This window comes from Streptomyces sp. SM1, assembly GCF_002910825.1.
GTDB classification, from domain to species: domain Bacteria; phylum Actinomycetota; class Actinomycetes; order Streptomycetales; family Streptomycetaceae; genus Streptomyces; species Streptomyces okerensis.
In genome coordinates this window covers 1-16,587 of the sequence record NZ_NEUB01000649.1, presented here as the reverse complement: position 1 = coordinate 16,587, position 16,587 = coordinate 1, and the positions used below count along the sequence as shown (strand labels likewise).

Annotated in this window: 15 protein-coding genes and 1 pseudogene; 6 read left to right on the top strand and 10 right to left on the bottom strand. The window is 71.8% G+C overall.

What is annotated here, in order from left to right; genetic code table 11:
• The 5 genes from B9S61_RS16970 to B9S61_RS16955 form a co-directional block, all read right to left on the bottom strand.
• Positions 1-711 (bottom strand): YeiH family protein (locus tag B9S61_RS16970; RefSeq protein ID WP_146064869.1); only part of this gene is annotated, 711 nt, incomplete at its 3' end.
• The gene (locus tag B9S61_RS16965) at positions 711-1,301 is read right to left on the bottom strand and encodes a cysteine dioxygenase family protein (protein WP_103543021.1); all 591 of its coding nucleotides are present in this window, start codon (positions 1,299-1,301) and stop codon (positions 711-713) included. The genes B9S61_RS16965 and B9S61_RS16970, both read right to left, overlap by 1 nt.
• Before the next feature lie 95 nt (positions 1,302-1,396).
• Complete coding sequence (locus B9S61_RS16960; protein ID WP_103543020.1) at positions 1,397-2,302, bottom strand: LysR family transcriptional regulator; 906 nt, start codon at positions 2,300-2,302, stop codon at positions 1,397-1,399.
• Positions 2,303-2,360: 58 nt separating this feature from the next.
• Complete coding sequence (locus tag B9S61_RS42350; RefSeq protein WP_258039692.1) at positions 2,361-2,516, bottom strand: SAM-dependent methyltransferase; 156 nt, start codon at positions 2,514-2,516, stop codon at positions 2,361-2,363.
• Between the two features lie 123 nt (positions 2,517-2,639).
• A complete protein-coding gene (locus tag B9S61_RS16955; RefSeq protein ID WP_103543019.1) occupies positions 2,640-3,272 on the bottom strand; it encodes a TetR/AcrR family transcriptional regulator in 633 nt (210 codons plus the stop codon).
• Between the two features lie 238 nt (positions 3,273-3,510).
• Between B9S61_RS16955 and B9S61_RS16950 the strand changes: the two genes are divergently transcribed.
• From B9S61_RS16950 to B9S61_RS16930, 4 genes are all read left to right on the top strand, one after another.
• Positions 3,511-4,488, top strand: coding sequence for a tetratricopeptide repeat protein (locus B9S61_RS16950; protein ID WP_103543018.1), 978 nt, complete (start codon positions 3,511-3,513; stop codon positions 4,486-4,488).
• Positions 4,489-5,232: 744 nt separating this feature from the next.
• Entirely contained in the window at positions 5,233-5,865 is a 633-nt protein-coding gene (locus tag B9S61_RS16940; RefSeq protein ID WP_103543017.1) for a DUF6230 family protein, read from the top strand.
• A gap of 117 nt (positions 5,866-5,982) precedes the next feature.
• Entirely contained in the window at positions 5,983-6,585 is a 603-nt protein-coding gene (locus tag B9S61_RS16935; RefSeq protein ID WP_103543016.1) for a DUF6114 domain-containing protein, read from the top strand.
• Positions 6,575-7,894 (top strand): hypothetical protein, encoded by a 1,320-nt coding sequence (locus B9S61_RS16930; RefSeq protein WP_103543015.1) that lies wholly within the window; start codon positions 6,575-6,577, stop codon positions 7,892-7,894. Before B9S61_RS16935 ends, B9S61_RS16930 begins: the two co-directional genes overlap by 11 nt.
• An 83-nt stretch (positions 7,895-7,977) precedes the next feature.
• Here B9S61_RS16930 and pyk read toward each other — a convergent pair whose 3' ends face one another.
• The 3 genes from pyk to pta form a co-directional block, all read right to left on the bottom strand.
• The gene (gene pyk / locus B9S61_RS16925) at positions 7,978-9,405 is read right to left on the bottom strand and encodes a pyruvate kinase (RefSeq protein WP_103543014.1); all 1,428 of its coding nucleotides are present in this window, start codon (positions 9,403-9,405) and stop codon (positions 7,978-7,980) included.
• 73 nt (positions 9,406-9,478) lie between these two features.
• Positions 9,479-10,690 carry an acetate kinase gene (locus B9S61_RS16920; protein ID WP_103543013.1) on the bottom strand — a complete coding sequence of 404 codons (1,212 nt, stop codon included), beginning with the start codon at positions 10,688-10,690 and terminating at the stop codon, positions 9,479-9,481.
• The gene (pta, locus tag B9S61_RS16915; protein ID WP_103543012.1) at positions 10,687-12,789 is read right to left on the bottom strand and encodes a phosphate acetyltransferase; all 2,103 of its coding nucleotides are present in this window, start codon (positions 12,787-12,789) and stop codon (positions 10,687-10,689) included. The genes B9S61_RS16920 and pta overlap by 4 nt, the downstream gene beginning before the upstream one ends.
• Before the next feature lie 225 nt (positions 12,790-13,014).
• Here pta and B9S61_RS16910 point away from each other — a divergent pair, with 225 nt between their 5' ends.
• The gene (locus B9S61_RS16910; protein ID WP_103543011.1) at positions 13,015-14,040 is read left to right on the top strand and encodes an ATP-dependent 6-phosphofructokinase; all 1,026 of its coding nucleotides are present in this window, start codon (positions 13,015-13,017) and stop codon (positions 14,038-14,040) included.
• A 105-nt stretch (positions 14,041-14,145) separates the two neighbouring features.
• Positions 14,146-14,685 (top strand): annotated as a pseudogene (locus tag B9S61_RS16905) (GNAT family N-acetyltransferase).
• 34 nt (positions 14,686-14,719) lie between these two features.
• On the opposite strand, the gene B9S61_RS16900 reads toward B9S61_RS16905, so the two are convergent.
• Together B9S61_RS16900 and B9S61_RS16895 are read right to left on the bottom strand one after the other, a co-directional pair.
• Positions 14,720-15,439: a transcriptional regulator gene (locus tag B9S61_RS16900; RefSeq protein WP_103543010.1), complete on the bottom strand. Its 720-nt coding sequence runs from the start codon at positions 15,437-15,439 to the stop codon at positions 14,720-14,722.
• 307 nt (positions 15,440-15,746) lie between these two features.
• Complete coding sequence (locus B9S61_RS16895; protein ID WP_103543009.1) at positions 15,747-16,430, bottom strand: response regulator; 684 nt, start codon at positions 16,428-16,430, stop codon at positions 15,747-15,749.
• Between the last annotated feature and the right edge of the window lie 157 nt (positions 16,431-16,587).

Below are 16,587 nucleotides of genomic sequence, written 5' to 3'. Positions count from 1 at the left end.
ATGGCGGACGCGGTCCACGCGGAGCACACGTTCTTCAGTACGTGCGGCAGCGCCCGCCGTCTGGGCGGTGGCGACCACCTGCCCGACGTCGTGCACGCTCGCGCCGACCCAGCGGCCGAACTCCGCGTCGGCCAGCCCGAGTACGCCCTGCAGCAGCGGCAGTACGGCGATGGCGAGCGTCCCGCAGAGGGTGACCAGGGCGACCGAGGTGGCCGCGTCCCGTTCGTCACTGCCCCGCGCCTCGCCCACCGCGCCGATCGCCGACGCCCCGCACACCGCGTATCCGGCGGCGATCAGCAGCGGCTGGTCGCCGGGCAGCCCCAGCCGTCTGCCGAGCCACCAGGTGCCCAGCAGGGTGACCGCGACCACGCCGAACACCATCAGGACGGTGGCCCAGCCGAGGGCGCGGATGTCGTCGAAGGCGAGTCGCAGCCCGAGGAGCACGATGCCGGCCCGCATCAGGCGCTTGCCCGCGCAGGACAGCCCCGGCCGCGCGGTGGTCCGTACGACCGTCCGCAGTCGGGGCAGATGCGCGGCCACGATGCCGAGCACGACGGCGGCGGTGAGCATCGGCACGGCGGGCAGGAGCCGGTGCACGCCCCAGGCGACGGCCACCCCGAGCGCCGCGAGGGCGAGTCCGGTACGGCGGGCGGGGGCCACCGGGCCGTTCGGGGCCGTCGCCGCGGCGGACCGTTCCCTCAGCAGCGCCATCAGCGGTCGGCCGGCTGCGGGTAGACGCGGCGGACGCTGGTGCCGAAGCGGGATATGTCGGCGCCGTAGACGTGCAGGGATATCGCCGTGCCCGGTCCGCCGTTCCACACCCGGTGGATGTCCCCGGGCGGGGCGAAGCCGCAGACCTCGCCGCGTTCGCTGACCACGTCCGCGGTGGCGACCAGCCGCGCGCCGGTGTCCGGGCCGGTGGCTGGCAGCAGCCGGTACCGCCGCTCGTGCTCCCGGCCCTCGTGGACGCCGGTGGTGCACCAGGCGATGTGGTCGTGCACGGAGGTGCCCTGGCCGGGCAGCCAGACCAGGGCGACGAGGGAGAAGCTGCCGTCGTGCTCGGCGTGCAGCAGGTGCTGCCGGTAGCGCGCCGGGTCGCTCGCGCACTGCTCGGGGGTGAGCAGGTCGGGGGCGCCCAGGTGCGGGACGAGGCACTCGCCGACGAGGTGGGCCGTCGGGTCGGGCGGCAGTCCGCGGCCGACGGTGCCTCTGATGTCCGCGATCAGGGCGGCGAGGCGTGCGGTGGGGCGCGGGGCGGTGTAGGCGCCCGGGACACTCGTGGCACTGGCGGCGGGAGGCATACCGGCAGCGTCGGACCGGCGGACGCATGACGTCCAACGCGAGTTTCTTCGCCTTGCCCAAGTGACGCTTATGGATGAGGCCGCTCGCGGACGGCTCAGCAGCCGTCCTTCGCGGCGGCGACCGCCTTCAGCCGGTCCAGCACCCGCGCCGTGGCCGGTATGCGCAGGTGCTCGGGCAGCACGTACGCCGAGATCTGGCGCCGGGAGACGGGCCGGAGCGGACGGCCGGCGACCTTCGGATGGCGCATGAAGTTGAGGACCAGCGAGGGGAGCATGGCCACCCCCAGTCCCTCCGCGACCAGGCTCTGCACGGCGAGGTTGTCGTCGGTCATGAAGGCGATGTCGGGGACGAAGCCCTGCTCCGCGCATTCGTGCAGCAGGTTGGCCCGGCAGCGCGGGCAGCCGGCGATCCAGCGCTCCCCGGAGAGTTCGGTGAGCCGGACCGCCCGTCGCCGGGCCAGTGGGTGCCCGGCCGGCAGCAGCACGGTCAGCTGGTCCTCCAGGAGCGGGATCTCCACCAGTCCCTGCGGCACCTGTTCGTGCAGCCCGGGATAGGTGAACGCCAGCGAGATGTCGCACTCGCCGCGGGTCAGCCGCCGCAGCGACTCGGGCGGCTCGTTCTCCAACAGGTCCACGCGCAGGGCGGGGTGGTCGGCCGTCAGCCGGGCCAGGGCCTCGGGGACGAGCGTGGAGTTGGCGCTGGGGAAGGCGCACAGGCGGACCCGTCCGGCCCGCAGCCGTGTGAGCGCGTTCATCTGCTCCTGCGCGGCGGTCATGGCGTCGAGGATGGCCGAGGTGTGCCGGGCCAGCGCCTCACCGGCCTCGGTGAGCCGCAGTCCCCGGCCCACCCGGACGAACAGGGCGGAGCCGGTGTCCCGCTCCAGGGCCTTCATCTGCTGGGTGATCGCCGGCTGGGTGTAGCCGAGGGTACGGGCGGCGGCCGAGTAGGAGCCGGTCCTGACCACCTCGTGGAACGTCTTGATGTGCCGGGAATCGAACACCGGGGCATCATAAGCGGGTTTTGGGGTGCCGCCGGGGTGCCGCCGGGGCGGTGCCCCGCTACGGCTTGCGGCCCACCGCGCCGTACAGCGAGATCACGGCGCTGTCGTCGGTGCTCTCCCCGTCGGCGAGCTCGGGATGCCAGTCGGTGTAGACCCGGGCCGGGTGCGGCCTGGACGTGTCGATCCGTGCGGTGCCGGGTCCGGTCCCGGTCAAGTGAGCCTCCCTGGCCGCTGGGTCTCCCGTATGTCCCGATGTCCCGGTCGGGGTGACCAGGATCCTCGCAGGGCGCCGGGGGAGGGCGACAGGCGACTACCGGCCGACCGCGGCCGGTACGGATCATCCGGGGCCGGGACCGGGGCCGGGGGTGAGGCCGAAGACCAGGACGCGGGTGAAGCCGTGTACCCACTTCTCGTCGGCCGGTTCCGCGCTCACCAGGGTGCGGTGCACCACCGCGCCGGCCACCATGTCGAAGATCAGGTCGACCGCGCGGGCCGCCTCGTCGGGGTCGGACTCCGGCGCCAGCTCGCCCCGTGCCTGCGCCCGCGCCCGGCCCGCGAGGACGAGACGTTTCTGGCGTTCGACGATGGAGGCGCGGATGCGCTCGCGCAGGGCCTCGTCACGGGTGGCCTCGGCGACCACCGCCATCAGTCCGCTCCGGGCCTCCGGGCGGGCCAGTATCGCGGCGAACTGGAGCACCACGCCCTCGATGTCGGCGGCCAGCGAGCCCCGGTCGGGCAGGGTCAGCTCGTCGAAGAGCTCCGCGACGGCGTCCACGACCAGTTCGTTCTTGCCCGGCCAGCGGCGGTAGAGGGTGGTCTTGGCGACCCCCGCGCGGACCGCCACGTCCCCCAAGGTGAGCTTGGACCACCCGAGTTCGACCAGAGCCTGCCGCGTCGCGGCCAGGATCGCGGCGTCCGCGGCGGCGTTGCGCGGGCGCCCGGTGCGACCGGCGGGGGTGCGGCTCTGCATGGCACGACCATAACCGGCGGATACCGCGCGGTCGGTCGTGAGAGAGATCACGGGGAAGGGGTGCCGCGCGGACCCCGATCGGTATTACGCTACGACCCGTAGCGAAAGGTGCCTGTGGCCGGCGCACCCGAGCGACGACCACCGGCGCGGGGTGGGGACCCGGCGCCAACACCACACGTACGTCCGGGTTTCCCGGGCGTTTTTCACACACACGCGGTGTACGGGGGAGGATAGACGCATGCAGCCACGGAACATGTCCATGAGCGGGGTCGTCGACCTCGCCGCGGTGAAGGCGGCCCAGGAGGCCAAGGCGAAGGCGGAGCAGGCGCGCGCCGAGACGGCACGGCAGGGCGGCGGAGGTGCGATCTCCCCGGCCGATCTCGTCATCGACGTCGACGAGGCCGGCTTCGAGCGCGACGTTCTGCAGCGGTCCACCGAGGTCCCGGTCGTCATCGACTTCTGGGCCGAGTGGTGCGAGCCCTGCAAGCAGCTGAGCCCTCTGCTGGAGCGGCTCACCGTCGAGTACAACGGCCGCGTCATGCTCGCCAAGATCGACGTCGACGCCAACCAGATGCTGATGCAGCAGTTCGGGATCCAGGGGATCCCGGCGGTCTTCGCGGTGGTGGCCGGGCAGGCGCTGCCGCTCTTCCAGGGAGCCGCGGGCGAGGAGCAGATCCGCCAGACCTTCGACCAGCTGGTGCAGGTCGGCGAGCAGCGCTTCGGTCTGACCGGTCTCACCGTCGATCCCGACGCCGTACCGGGCGGGGCCCCGGAGGCCGCCCCGGAGGAGGCCGTCGGGCCCTACGACGCCCTGCTGGAGGCCGCCGTCCAGGCGCTGGACAGCGGTGACCTCGCCGGTGCCGTCCAGGCGTACAAGAACGTGCTCGCCGACGACCCGGGCAACCCGGAGGCCGCGCTCGGTCTCGCCCAGGCCGAACTGCTCCAGCGGGTACAGGGCCTGGACCCGCAGCAGGTGCGCAAGGACGCCGCCGAGAAGCCGCGGGACGCCGCCGCGCAGATCGCGGCCGCCGACCTGGACCTGGCGGGCGGGCATGCCGAGGACGCCTTCGGCCGGCTCATCGAGACGGTCGCCCGTACGGCGGGCGACGAGCGTGACGCCGTGCGGGTACGGCTGCTGGAGCTGTTCGAGGTGGTCGGCGCCGAGGATCCGCGGGTGATCGCCGCCCGCCGGGCGCTGGCTCGGGCCCTGTTCTAGAGCGGACGGGGCTGGACCGGACGCCGGATCGGGTGTCTGAGCGGCCCGGATGCCGGATCGGGCCACTGAGCGGCCCGGGTGTCCGAGCCGCGCCGGTACCGGCGCCCGATAGCGTCCGGTTTGCCGGTCGTTCGGTCCGTGGTGCCCGAGTTACGGATTGGCTCACGGGGGCTCGACGCGGCCGCGCTTTACCAAACCTTGGTAATCGCGGCCGCTGTTACTCCGAGTAAGTTGCCGTCGCTGATCTGTCGGATTCTGTCCAGGGATCAATAGTTTTGTACGGCCCCCGCGATGCACCGAGCGTCGCCGGGCGGAGCCTGCGGGCCGTTACGGGGTTACCCGGCCGTTACTAGCGAGTAACGAACCCCCTTGTGCGGGCGGCGAGAATGCACCACGATCGGCGACGCTCGGTCCCATACCCGTACCCCCGGCAGCCGGTCGGGCCGCGGGAACTCCTGGGTCCCCACCGAGCAGAGCGGGCGGCAGTGGCGCCGGCTCTTGGACAGGGGGGTCTTCGCCCTCCGGGTGAAGCCTGTCCAGCAGGGTTGTGCGTGATGCGTGTCAGGCGCGACCAGTGGTTGTCGCTCGGGGGTGATCGCCGGTGATTCGGGCGCGTTGTACGTGTCGTCGAGTTCGGGCGCTCTCCTTCCCGAGGACGTAGCACTTCTCCCATCCCTGCCCGGCTGAGTCGCCGTTCATGGCGGCGAGTCAGGACAGGAGATGTACGTCCGAGAAGGAGGAAATATGGAGTCCCAGGTGCGTGGCGGGACCAGATGGAAGCGGTTCGCTGTGGTCATGGTGCCCAGCGTCGCCGCCACGGCGTGCATAGGTGTCGCCCTCGCGCAGGGTGCCCTCGCGGCGTCGTTCAGCGTGTCGGGCCAGTCGTTCAAGGTCACCACGGACGAGCTCGTCGGTGAGGGCTTCTCGCAGTACGGCGCCCTCGACGAGGGGTACACCCTCACCGGCAAGAAGACGGTTCACCCCGTCGCGGTCTCGGCGTTCAAGTCGGCGACCATCAAGAACATGTGTCAGTCGGTCGTCACCCCGAACATTCCGGTGCTCGGGAACGTCAGCCTGATGCTGCGTGCCGGACAGGGTGCGCCGGTGGAGGCCGAGAACCTCTACATCGACGTCGCCGACCTGAACGCCGACGCGACGTTCACGAACATCGACATCGGTGTGGCCGCCAAGGACGCCAGCAAGGGTCCGGGCATGAAGGGTGGCGGCGAGCAGGCCAACCCGTACGGCTTCGCCCAGCAGGCCGAGAAGGCCGTCCTGAAGGACGTGAAGCAGACGGCGTGGGCGACCACCGCCGGAACCTTCAAGCTCAGCGGTCTGAAGATGTCTCTCTCCACGGGTGTCAAGGAGTGCTACTAAGCATTCGCTGACGGGCGGGGGAGCCGGTGGCGCCCCCGCCCGTCCACCTTCCCGCCGCGCCTTCACGCGCGGCGCACATCACCACCACAGCAAAGCCGTACCAGGGAGCTGTTTTCCATGAGCGCCGAGACTCCTGCCGCCGCCGGCCAGTTCACCCGCCGTAGGCTGCAGTTCCGCGCCTGGCGGGGCGCGCGGCCGTTCTGGGCCGGGCTGTTCGTCATGCTCGGCGGACTCCCCATCGCCTACTTCCCGTACGCGAACCTCCAGATCGGACACCTGACGCTGGCCATGGCGACCACGGCGGGCGCCGGGTCCCTGATCATCGGTGTGCTGCTCGTCGTCCTCGGCGGCAGCATCTGGTTCCAGCAGCACATCCGGGTCTTCGCCGGCGTCGCGGCGATCCTGCTGGCGCTGGTGTCCATCCCCGTGTCCAACATCGGCGGCTTCCTGATCGGCTTCCTCCTCGCCCTGATCGGCGGAGCGATGGCCGTGTCGTGGGCGCCGGGCGCACCGCCCGCCGAGGAGCCGCCGGCCGGCGGCGACGGCCACGGCGGGACCCCGGAGGGCGCGGACACCGACACCACGGTTCTCGAACCCTTCGACGGCACCGCGCCGTCGGGCGACGAGGACCACTCCCACGCGCCCAAGACGCTGGGAGAGAAAGACCTGTCAGGAACGAGCCCGGCGAACGGGGCGAACGGGAGGCACAGTGCCGGCTGACGAGGTGACCCACGGGACTGATGTGGAGACGTCCCGTGTGAGAACCGGGCCGCGCCACGCGGCACCCAAGAAGCCGCTGTTCACCAGGTTCCACATGCCTGCCGGGAAGGCGATAGCCATCGCGGCGATGCCGACCGCGGTGCTCATGGGGATGGGCTTCACCCCGACTCTCGCCCAGGCCGACGACCAGCCGTCGTCGAAGAACCTGACGGCCGAGGAGTTCAAGGAGTGCCTGGAGGCCATCGAGGAGGCGGAGAAGGGGAAGGACGCCACCGCGTCACCCACCCCCTCCGAGACGGCCGACGACAGCGCGTCCCCCGACGACGAGCCCTCGGCCGAGCCGACTCCCTCGGCGCCCGCGCAGCAGGACCCGGACAAGGACGACGACAAGGGATCGGACTCTTCGCCGGATTCAGGTTCCGACGACAAGCCCGCGCCCGAGCCGACGCCCTCCGCGTCCGCGGCCGGGCAGGCCGCCGAGCAGCCGGCCGAGCCCGCGCCGGCCCCCTCGGAGACCGACCGCAACCTCCTGGAGGAGATCGGGGACGCCGTCAAGGACGTCTTCACTCCCAAGGAGGAGGAGACGGCGAGCCCGAGCGCCACCCCGTCCGCCTCCGCCCCGGCCGCCGAGGACGCGGCCGAGGAGAAGTCGTCCGAACCGGCGAAGGACAACGCGAAGGACACCGCCGACGAGGCGTCCGACGGTGCCGCCGGCGAGGCGGAGGACAAGGCGGAGGAGAAGGCGCAGGACAAGCCGGAGGCGGAGGAGGAGTCGGCCGCCACCCCCGAGGCCACCGCCTCGCCGAGCCCCTCCGAGACCTCCGGCGCCGACCTCGAGGACTGCCCGGTCGCCACCGACGCCGAGGGCGGCGTCGACAACAAGGTCCCGCTGCCCGACGAACCCTGGTTCCTGAACGCCAGCTCGCTGACACTCAAGGGCGCCGACTACAAGGGCATCGTCGAGGTGCGGACCGCCGGCGGGACCACCAAGAAGGTCCTGAAGTACGTCGTCTCCAACGGCACCGACATCGGCGACCTGCACCAGACGGTCAAGGACGAACAGTCCGGCAAGACCTACCACGTGCAGGCGGCCAAGGGCTCGACGTCCACCATCCGCGACGGCGACACCGTGATGTACACGGAGAGCATCTCCGGCAAGCTGCTCGGGCTCATCCCGATCACCTTCGACCCGGAGCACCCTCCGCCGCTGAACATCCCGCTGATCTACTTCACCGACGTCACGGTGCAGCAGGCCGGCCAGTTCGGCGGAACCCTGCACATACCCGGACTGCACCAGTACGTCACCTGAGCGTCCCGCGGACCTTCCGGGAGCCGCGAACCGTACCGAGGGCGCCCCCTGTCCACAGGGGGCGCCCTCGGTCATGTGCGCCGTCAGGCGGTCGCGCCGCCCAGGTGGTGGACGCGGACCATGTTGGTGGTGCCGGGGACGCCGGGGGGCGAGCCGGCCGTGATGATCACGGTGTCGCCCTCGCTGAAGCGGTTCAGCTTGACCAGCTCCTGCTGCACCAGTTCGACCATCTCGTCGGTGCTGTTCACGAACGGCACGACGTGCGGCTCGACGCCCCAGCTGAGCGTCAGCTGGTTGCGGGTCGACTCGTCGGTGGTGAACGCCAGGATCGGCTGGGCGACGCGGTAGCGGCACAGCCGCCGGGCCGTGTCGCCGGACTGGGTGAAGGCCACCAGGCCCTTGCCGCCGAGGAAGTCGGCGATCTCGCAGGCGGCGCGGGCCACCGAACCGCCCTGGGTGCGCGGCTTCTTGCCCGGCACCAGCGGCTGCAGGCCCTTGGAGAGCAGCTCCTGCTCGGCCGCCTGGACGATCTTCGACATGGTCCGCACGGTCTCGACCGGGTACGCGCCCACGCTGGACTCGGCCGACAGCATGACCGCGTCGGCGCCGTCCAGGATCGCGTTGGCCACGTCGGAGGCCTCGGCGCGGGTCGGCCGGGAGTTGGTGATCATCGACTCCATCATCTGGGTCGCCACGATCACCGGCTTGGCGTTGCGCCGGCACAGCTCGATCAGGCGCTTCTGCACCATGGGGACCTTCTCGAGCGGATATTCGACGGCCAGGTCGCCGCGCGCGACCATGACGGCGTCGAAGGCCGCCACGACGTCCTCCATGTTCTCCACCGCCTGCGGCTTCTCCACCTTGGCGATGACGGGGACCCGGCGGCCCTCCTCGTCCATCACGCGGTGGACGTCGGCGACGTCGCCCGCGTCCCGGACGAAGGACAGCGCGACCAGGTCGCAGCCCATCCGCAGGGCGAACCGCAGGTCCTCGATGTCCTTCTCGCTCAGCGCGGGCACGTTCACGGCCGCGCCGGGCAGGTTGATGCCCTTGTGGTCGGAGATGACACCGCCCTCGATGACGATGGACTTCACCCGGGGGCCCTCGACGTCCAGCACCTTCAGCTCGACGTTGCCGTCGTTGATCAGGATCTGGTCGCCGCGGGAGACGTCGCCCGGGAGCCCCTTGTAGGTCGTCCCGCAGATCGTCCTGTCGCCCGGGACGTCCTCGGTGGTGATGGTGAACTCGTCACCGCGCACCAGCTCGACGGGGCCCTCGGCGAAGGTCTCCAGGCGGATCTTCGGGCCCTGGAGGTCGGCGAGGACACCGATGGCCCGGCCCGTCTCCTTGGCGGCGGCCCGGACCCGGTCGTACCGGCCCTGGTGCTCGGCGTGCGTGCCGTGGCTGAAGTTGAAGCGGGCCACGTTCATGCCGGCTTCGATCAGGGCGACAAGCTGCTCGTGGGAGTCGACCGCGGGGCCGAGAGTACAGACGATTTTCGAACGGCGCATAGGGCGATCCTATCGGTTTGTTTCGCTACGGAATATTCCGTCTGGCGGAAGATACAGATGAGAAAGTCCCTGCTCAGTTGTGTTTTCCGACCAGTGCGTAGGTCTGCTGTGCGATCTCCATTTCCTCGTCCGTCGGCACCACCGCCACGGCGACCCGCGCACCCTCGGGCGAGATCAGCCGCGCCCCGCCGCCGCGTACGGCGTTGCGCCCGCCGTCGACCGCCAGGCCCATTCCCTCCAGGCCCGCCACGGCCGCCTCCCGCACCGGAGCGGCGTTCTCGCCGACCCCGGCGGTGAAGGCCACCGCGTCCACCCGTCCGAGAACGGCGTAATAGGCGCCGATGTACTTCTTCAGACGGTGAATGTAGATGTCGAACGCCAGCTCCGCCTGTTCGTCGCCCTCGTCGATCCGGCGCCGGATCTCCCTCATGTCGTTGTCCCCGCACAGTCCGACCAGGCCGCTCCTCTTGTTGAGAAGAGTGTCGATCTCGTCGGCGGACATTCCGCCAACGCGCATCAAATGGAAGATGACGGCCGGGTCCATGTCTCCGGACCGCGTACCCATCACCAGCCCCTCCAAGGGCGTCAGCCCCATCGAGGTGTCCACGCAGCGCCCGCCCCGCACCGCCGAGGCGGACGCCCCGTTGCCCAGGTGCAGCACGATGACGTTCACCTCTTCGGGCGCCTTGCCCAGCAGCCTCGCGGTCTCCCGGGAGACGTACGCGTGCGAGGTGCCGTGGAAGCCGTAGCGGCGGATGCGGTGCTCGTCGGCGGTCCGCACGTCGATCGCGTAGCGGGCGGCCGACTCCGGCATCGTGGTGTGGAAGGCCGTGTCGAAGACGGCGACCTGCGGCAGGTCCGGGCGCAGCGTCATGGCCGTACGGATACCGGTGAGGTTGGCCGGGTTGTGCAGCGGCGCCACCGGGATCAGCCGCTCGATCTCCGCGAGGACGGCGTCGTCGATCACCGTCGGCTCGGTGAAGTGCTTCCCGCCGTGCACCACGCGGTGGCCGATCGCGGCCAGCTCGGGGGAGTCCAGGCCCAGCCCGTCGGCGGCCAGCTCCTCCGCCATGGCCTTCAGGGCGGCCTCGTGGTCGGCGACCCTGCCGGTCCGCTCCCGGGCCTCGCCGCCCGACGCGAGCGGGGTGTGCCGCACCAGGGAGGTCCGCTCGCCGATCCGCTCGATCAGCCCGGTGGCCAGCCTGCCGCTGTCCTCCATCTCCAGCAGCTGGTACTTCACGGACGAGGAGCCGGAGTTGAGGACGAGGACACGGGACGGGCTCACTGGGCGGCTGCCTTCTCGCTCGGGGCCGGGTCCGGGGACTGGGCCTGGATCGCCGTGATGGCGACGGTGTTGACGATGTCCTGGACCAGGGCGCCCCGGGACAGGTCGTTGACCGGCTTGCGCAGACCCTGCAGCACCGGGCCGACGGCGATCGCGCCGGCCGAGCGCTGCACGGCCTTGTAGGTGTTGTTGCCGGTGTTCAGGTCGGGGAAGATCAGCACGGTCGCCTGACCGGCCACCTCCGAGCCCGGCAGCTTCGTCGCCGCGACCGACGGCTCCACGGCCGCGTCGTACTGGATCGGCCCCTCGATCCGCAGCTCCGGCCGGCGGGAGCGCACCAGCTCGGTGGCGGTGCGCACCTTGTCCACGTCGGCGCCGGAACCGGACGTGCCCGTCGAGTACGACAGCATCGCGATCCGCGGCTCCACCCCGAACCGCGCGGCCGTCACCGCCGACTGCACGGCGATGTCGGCGAGCTGCTCGGCGTCCGGGTCGGGGTTGACCGCGCAGTCGCCGTAGACGAGGACCTTGTCGGCCAGGCACATGAAGAAGACCGAGGAGACGATCCGCGCGTCCTCCCGGGTCTTGATGATCTCGAAGGCCGGCCGGATGGTCGCGGCCGTGGAGTGCACCGAGCCCGACACCATGCCGTCGGCGAGGCCCTCCTGCACCATCAGCGTGCCGAAGTAGTTCACGTCCGAGACGACGTCGTAGGCCAGCTCCACGGTGACGCCCCGGTGGGCGCGCAGCGCCGCGTACTGCTCGGCGAAGGCGTCCCGCAGCTCGGACGTGGCCGGGTCGATCAGCTGGGTGTCGCCGAGGTCGATCCCGAGGTCGGCGGCCTTCTTGCGGATCTGGTCGACGTCCCCGAGCAGCGTCAGCTCGCACACGCCCCGGCGCAGCAGCACCTCCGCCGCGTGCAGCACCCGCTCCTCGGAGCCCTCGGGCAGCACCACCCGGCGCAGGTCGGAGCGGGCCTGTTCGAGCAGCTTGTGCTCGAACATCATCGGGGTGACACGGTCGCTGCTCGGCGCGGAGACGCGCTGGGTGAGCTCCGCGGTGTCGGCGTACCGCTCGAAGAGGCCGAGCGCCCGCTCCGCCTTGCGCGGGGTGGCCGCGTTCAGCTTGCCCTCCAGGGAGAAGAGCTGCTCGGCGGTGGGGAAGCTGGTGCTGGGCACCGAGAGCACCGGGGTGCCGGGGGCGAGCCGGTCGGCGAGGGTGAGGATGTGCCGGGCCGGGACCTCGTCCAGGGTGAGCAGCACCCCGGCTATCGGCGGGGTGCCGGCGCTGTGCGCGGCCAGCGCCCCGACGACCAGGTCCGCGCGGTCACCCGGGGTGACCACCAGGCAGCCCGGGGACAGGGCGGCGAGGAAGTTCGGCAGCATCGCACCGCCGAAGACGAAGTCCAGGGCGTCGCGGGCGAGCCCGGAGTCGTCGCCGAGCACCACCTTGGCGCCCAGGGTGTGCGCGATCTGGGAGACGGTCGGGGCGGAGAGCGCCGGCTCGTCGGGGAACACGTAGCAGGGCACCGGCAGGCGGTTGGTGAGCCGCCCGGCGATCTCGTCCCGGTCCTCGCGGGCGACCAGGTTGACCGCCATGGCGAGCACGTCGCAGCCCAGGGTGGCGTAGGCGCGGTAGGCGTTGCGGGTCTCGGCGCGCACCGACTCGGCGGTCTGCCGGCGGCCGCCGACGACGGGGATCACCGAGGCGCCGAACTCGTTGGCGAGCCGCGCGTTCAGGGACAGTTCGTCGGGGAACTGGGTGTCGGCGTAGTCGGTGCCGAGGACGAGCACGACCTCGTAGTCGCGGGCGACCAGGTGGAACCGGTCCACGAGGGTGGACACCAGTTCGTCGGTGCCCTGCTCGGCCTGGAGCGCGGACGCCTCGTGGTAGTCGAGGCCGTAGACGGTGGCCGGGTCCTGCGTGAGCCGGTAGCGGGCCCGCAGCAGTTCGAAGAGCCGGTCCGGCCCGTCGTGCACCAGGGGACGGAACACACCCACCCGGTCGACCTGCCGGGTCAGGAGCTCCATGACCCCGAGTTCGACGACCTGCCGGCCGTCGCCGCGGTCGATACCGGTCACGTACACGCTGCGGGTCACGCGCGCTCTCCGTTTCGTCGGGGGGCCGCAAGAGTCGTCGGCGGGCGGCCGCGGGAATCCTCTCGCGGCCACAAAAATCGCCCACCGAGGTGAGCGGATCCCCCTTGACAGTACCTCCGCCGCTGGCTATGACGCCCGCCCGTCCGGCGTCCGCGGCGTACCGGGCGGCATGAAACAATCGGGGCTGGCTCACCGGTATCGACAGGGACCAGGAGACACAGCACGATGCGTATCGGAGTTCTCACCGCAGGCGGCGACTGCCCCGGCCTGAACGCAGTGATCCGGTCGGTCGTGCACCGCGCGATCGACAACTACGGCGACGAGGTCATCGGCTTCGAGGACGGCTACTCGGGCCTGCTCGACGGCCGTTACCGCACGCTCGACCTCGACGCGGTCAGCGGCATCCTGGCCCGGGGCGGCACCATACTCGGCTCCGCCCGCCTGGAGCGCGACCGGCTGCGCGAGGCCTGCGCGAACGCCTCGGACATGATCCGCGACTTCGGTATCGACGCGCTGATCCCGATCGGCGGCGAGGGCACGCTCACGGCGGCGCACATGCTGTCCGAGGCGGGCCTGCCCGTGGTCGGCGTCCCGAAGACGATCGACAACGACATCTCCTCCACCGACCGCACCTTCGGCTTCGACACCGCGGTCGGCGTGGCCACCGAGGCGATGGACCGCCTCAAGACGACCGCCGAGTCCCACCAGCGGGTGATGGTCGTCGAGGTCATGGGCCGGCACGCGGGCTGGATCGCCCTGGAGTCCGGCATGGCCGCCGGCGCCCACGGCATCTGCCTGCCCGAGCGCCCCTTCGACCCGGACCAGCTGGTCAAGATGGTGGAGGAGCGCTTCGCCCGCGGCAAGAAGTTCGCGGTGATCTGCGTCGCCGAGGGCGCGCACCCGTCCGGCGGCACCATGGACTACGGCAAGGGCGCGATCGACAAGTTCGGCCACGAGCGCTTCCAGGGCATCGGTACGGCCCTGGCGTACGAGCTGGAGCGCCGCCTCGGCAAGGAGGCCAAGCCGGTCATCCTCGGCCACGTCCAGCGCGGCGGCGTCCCCACCGCGTACGACCGCGTCCTCGCCACCCGCTTCGGCTGGCACGCGGTGGAGGCCGCCCACCAGGGCGAATTCGGCAGGATGACCTCGCTGCGCGGCACCGACATCGTGATGGTGCCGCTGGCCGAGGCGGTCACCGAACTGAAGACGGTCCCGAAGGACCGGATGGACGAGGCGGAGTCGGTCTTCTAGGCGGAGTGCCGGTGACGGGCGGGCGGCGCGGCCCGACGGCCATGGAGACCGGTGGTGTGCGGCGGAACCTTGATCGCCGCCGAGGCCGCTGATGGGGTGGCGGCCATGACCGCACTCGGATCCGTCGCGTGGCCACCTGGACCGATCCGGACCCGGAGGCTCGTACTCCGGCAGCCCGAGGCGCGGGACCGCGCGGCGTTCATCTAGCTGCCGGCGTCGTCAGAGGTGCACACCTACCTCGGCGGAGCCCGGCCGCGTGACGAGCTCGAGCGTGAGATGCCCGAGGTGCCCGAGCGGTGGCCCGGGAGTTTCGTCGTCGGTCTCGACGGGGCGATGATCGGCCGGATCCTGCTCAGGAGGGCGGCGGAGCACCGTCGCCCGGCTGCCGCGGGGAAGGTCGATCTCGGCCACCTGTTCCTTCCGTGGTCGTGGGGGAACGGATACGCCGCGGAGGCGTGCGCGGCGGCACTCGACTGGCTCGACGGCGCCCTCCCCGGCGAGCCGGTGGTACTCGCCACCCAGAGTGCCAACATCCGCTCGATGCGCCTCGCGGCGAAGCTGGGCTTCACCGAGGTGGAGCGGTTCCGGGCCTGGGACGCCGAGCAGTGGCTCGGTCTGCGGCCCCCGGTCACGCCAACCGAATGATCCACGACAGCCGGCCGGCGTCCCGGTCCTCTCCTCACCGGCCGTGTTCCCCGACCGCCGTCCAGAAGTGTCCGACGACGCCGTCGAGGAACTCGCGGCCGCTGTCGCCCGCGTCGCCGTGGCCGCCGCCCCAGCTGAGGGTGGCGGCCATGTGGCCCCGGTAGTCCCGGTGCAGCCGGTGGAGCACCTCCTCCAGCAGCCGGCGCTCCAGCGGCGCGATCTTCGAGACCGGTCGCACATACGCCTGCCAGCGCGTGGTCACCGCGCCGCGCAGCAGGTCCGCGAGCCGGTTCTCCTGTCCGGTGACGGTGACGACGTCGGCCAGGGACAGGTCGAGCATCCGGGCCAGGGTGGCCGACTGCCGCTCGCTGCCGCGCCACTGGTCCGTCTCCTCCATCCGCAGATAGGCCTGGAGTTCGTGGCCGACCGTACGGGCGACGTCCTCGGGTGCCAGGCCGCGTGCGGTCCGGTGCTCGCGCAAGGTGCGCGGGCGCCCGATGAGTTCACCGGGGGAGCACCACAACACACCGGCCAGCGCGACCAGTTCGGGATGCGAGGGGGCGGCGGTTCCGTGTTCCCAGCCCGCGACGAGCGCCGGGGTGACATACGGCAGCCCGTAGGAGACGCGCAGAGTGTGGGCCACCTGTTCGGCGTCCAGACCCAGAGCGGCCCGCAGCCGACGGGCGGCGGGGGCGTTGAACGGCGGCGGCGGATGGCGGTCGGTACGAGCGGGGAGTCGGTGCACGGCCCACAAGCTAGGGCCGCCCGCGAGGGATGACTACGGTCTGTTCGGCCAGGATCACTGATTGTAGGAAGGTACGGCTACCGGCGAGTCGAACCGCCGGGGGGTGGACGGTCGCGTTCGCCGGGCTCCGGCTCGTCGCACCGCGAAACGCAAGCTCAGCGGGCATATGCACACGCCGTCGTCGACGTCCGCGTCGCCTCGGCGCAGCGCGGGCACACGGGTCTCGAAACCCCGTACGACGAGAATCTCCCGTGCGGACCGTCGTCCGGGCACCGCCCACGCGGCGCAAACCGGTCGTTCCGCTCCTGCCGGGCCCTCAGCTCCCGGGGACCCACCGGTACCGCAGCTCCGGTCGTCCCACCGTCCCGTACTGCGGGCGGCGGGCCGCCCGGCCCGCGTCCACCAGGTGCTCGAGGTAGCGGCGGGCGGTGATACGGGAGATGCCGACCGCCTCCGCGAGGCCGGCCGCCGTCAGGCCCTCCCCGGCGCCCCGCAGCGCCACGGTCACCCGCTCCAGTGTGGGCGCGCTCAGCCCCTTCGGCAGGGCTGCCGGTCCGGGCGCGCGCAGCGCGGCCAGCGCCCGGTCCACCTCGTCCTGGCCGCCGGCCTCACCCACGGCCGCGTGGAACTCGGTGTAGCGCAGCAGCCGGTCCCGCAGCGTCGCGAACGTGAACGGCTTCAGTAGGTACTGCACCACCCCGAGCGACACCCCCTCGCGGACGACCGCGAGATCCCGGGCGGAGGTCACCGCGATCACATCGGCGTGGTGGCCGGCCGTCCGCAGCGAGCGGGCCAGCTGGAGGCCGTGCACGTCGGGCAGGTGCAGGTCGAGGAGGAGCAGGTCGACGGGCGTCCGCTCCAGCACGCGGCGGGCCTCCGCGCCGGTGCGCGCCTTGCCGACCGCGACGAACCCGGGCACCCGGCCGACGTACATCACATGGGCGTCGGCGGCGACCGGATCGTCCTCGACCACCAGCACTCTGATCGGCTGCCCGGTCATACGGCACCTCCCGGGCGCCCGGCGGCCGGGTTTCCGTCGGGGCCGGCGGGAGAGCGCGCTTCCGGGGTGTCTCCCGGGGTGGGGGCCGTCGGGGGCCGGGTGGTGGCGGATGGGGTGGACAGGCCGGTGGCGGTGCTGGTGGCCGGGGGGTCCTGGG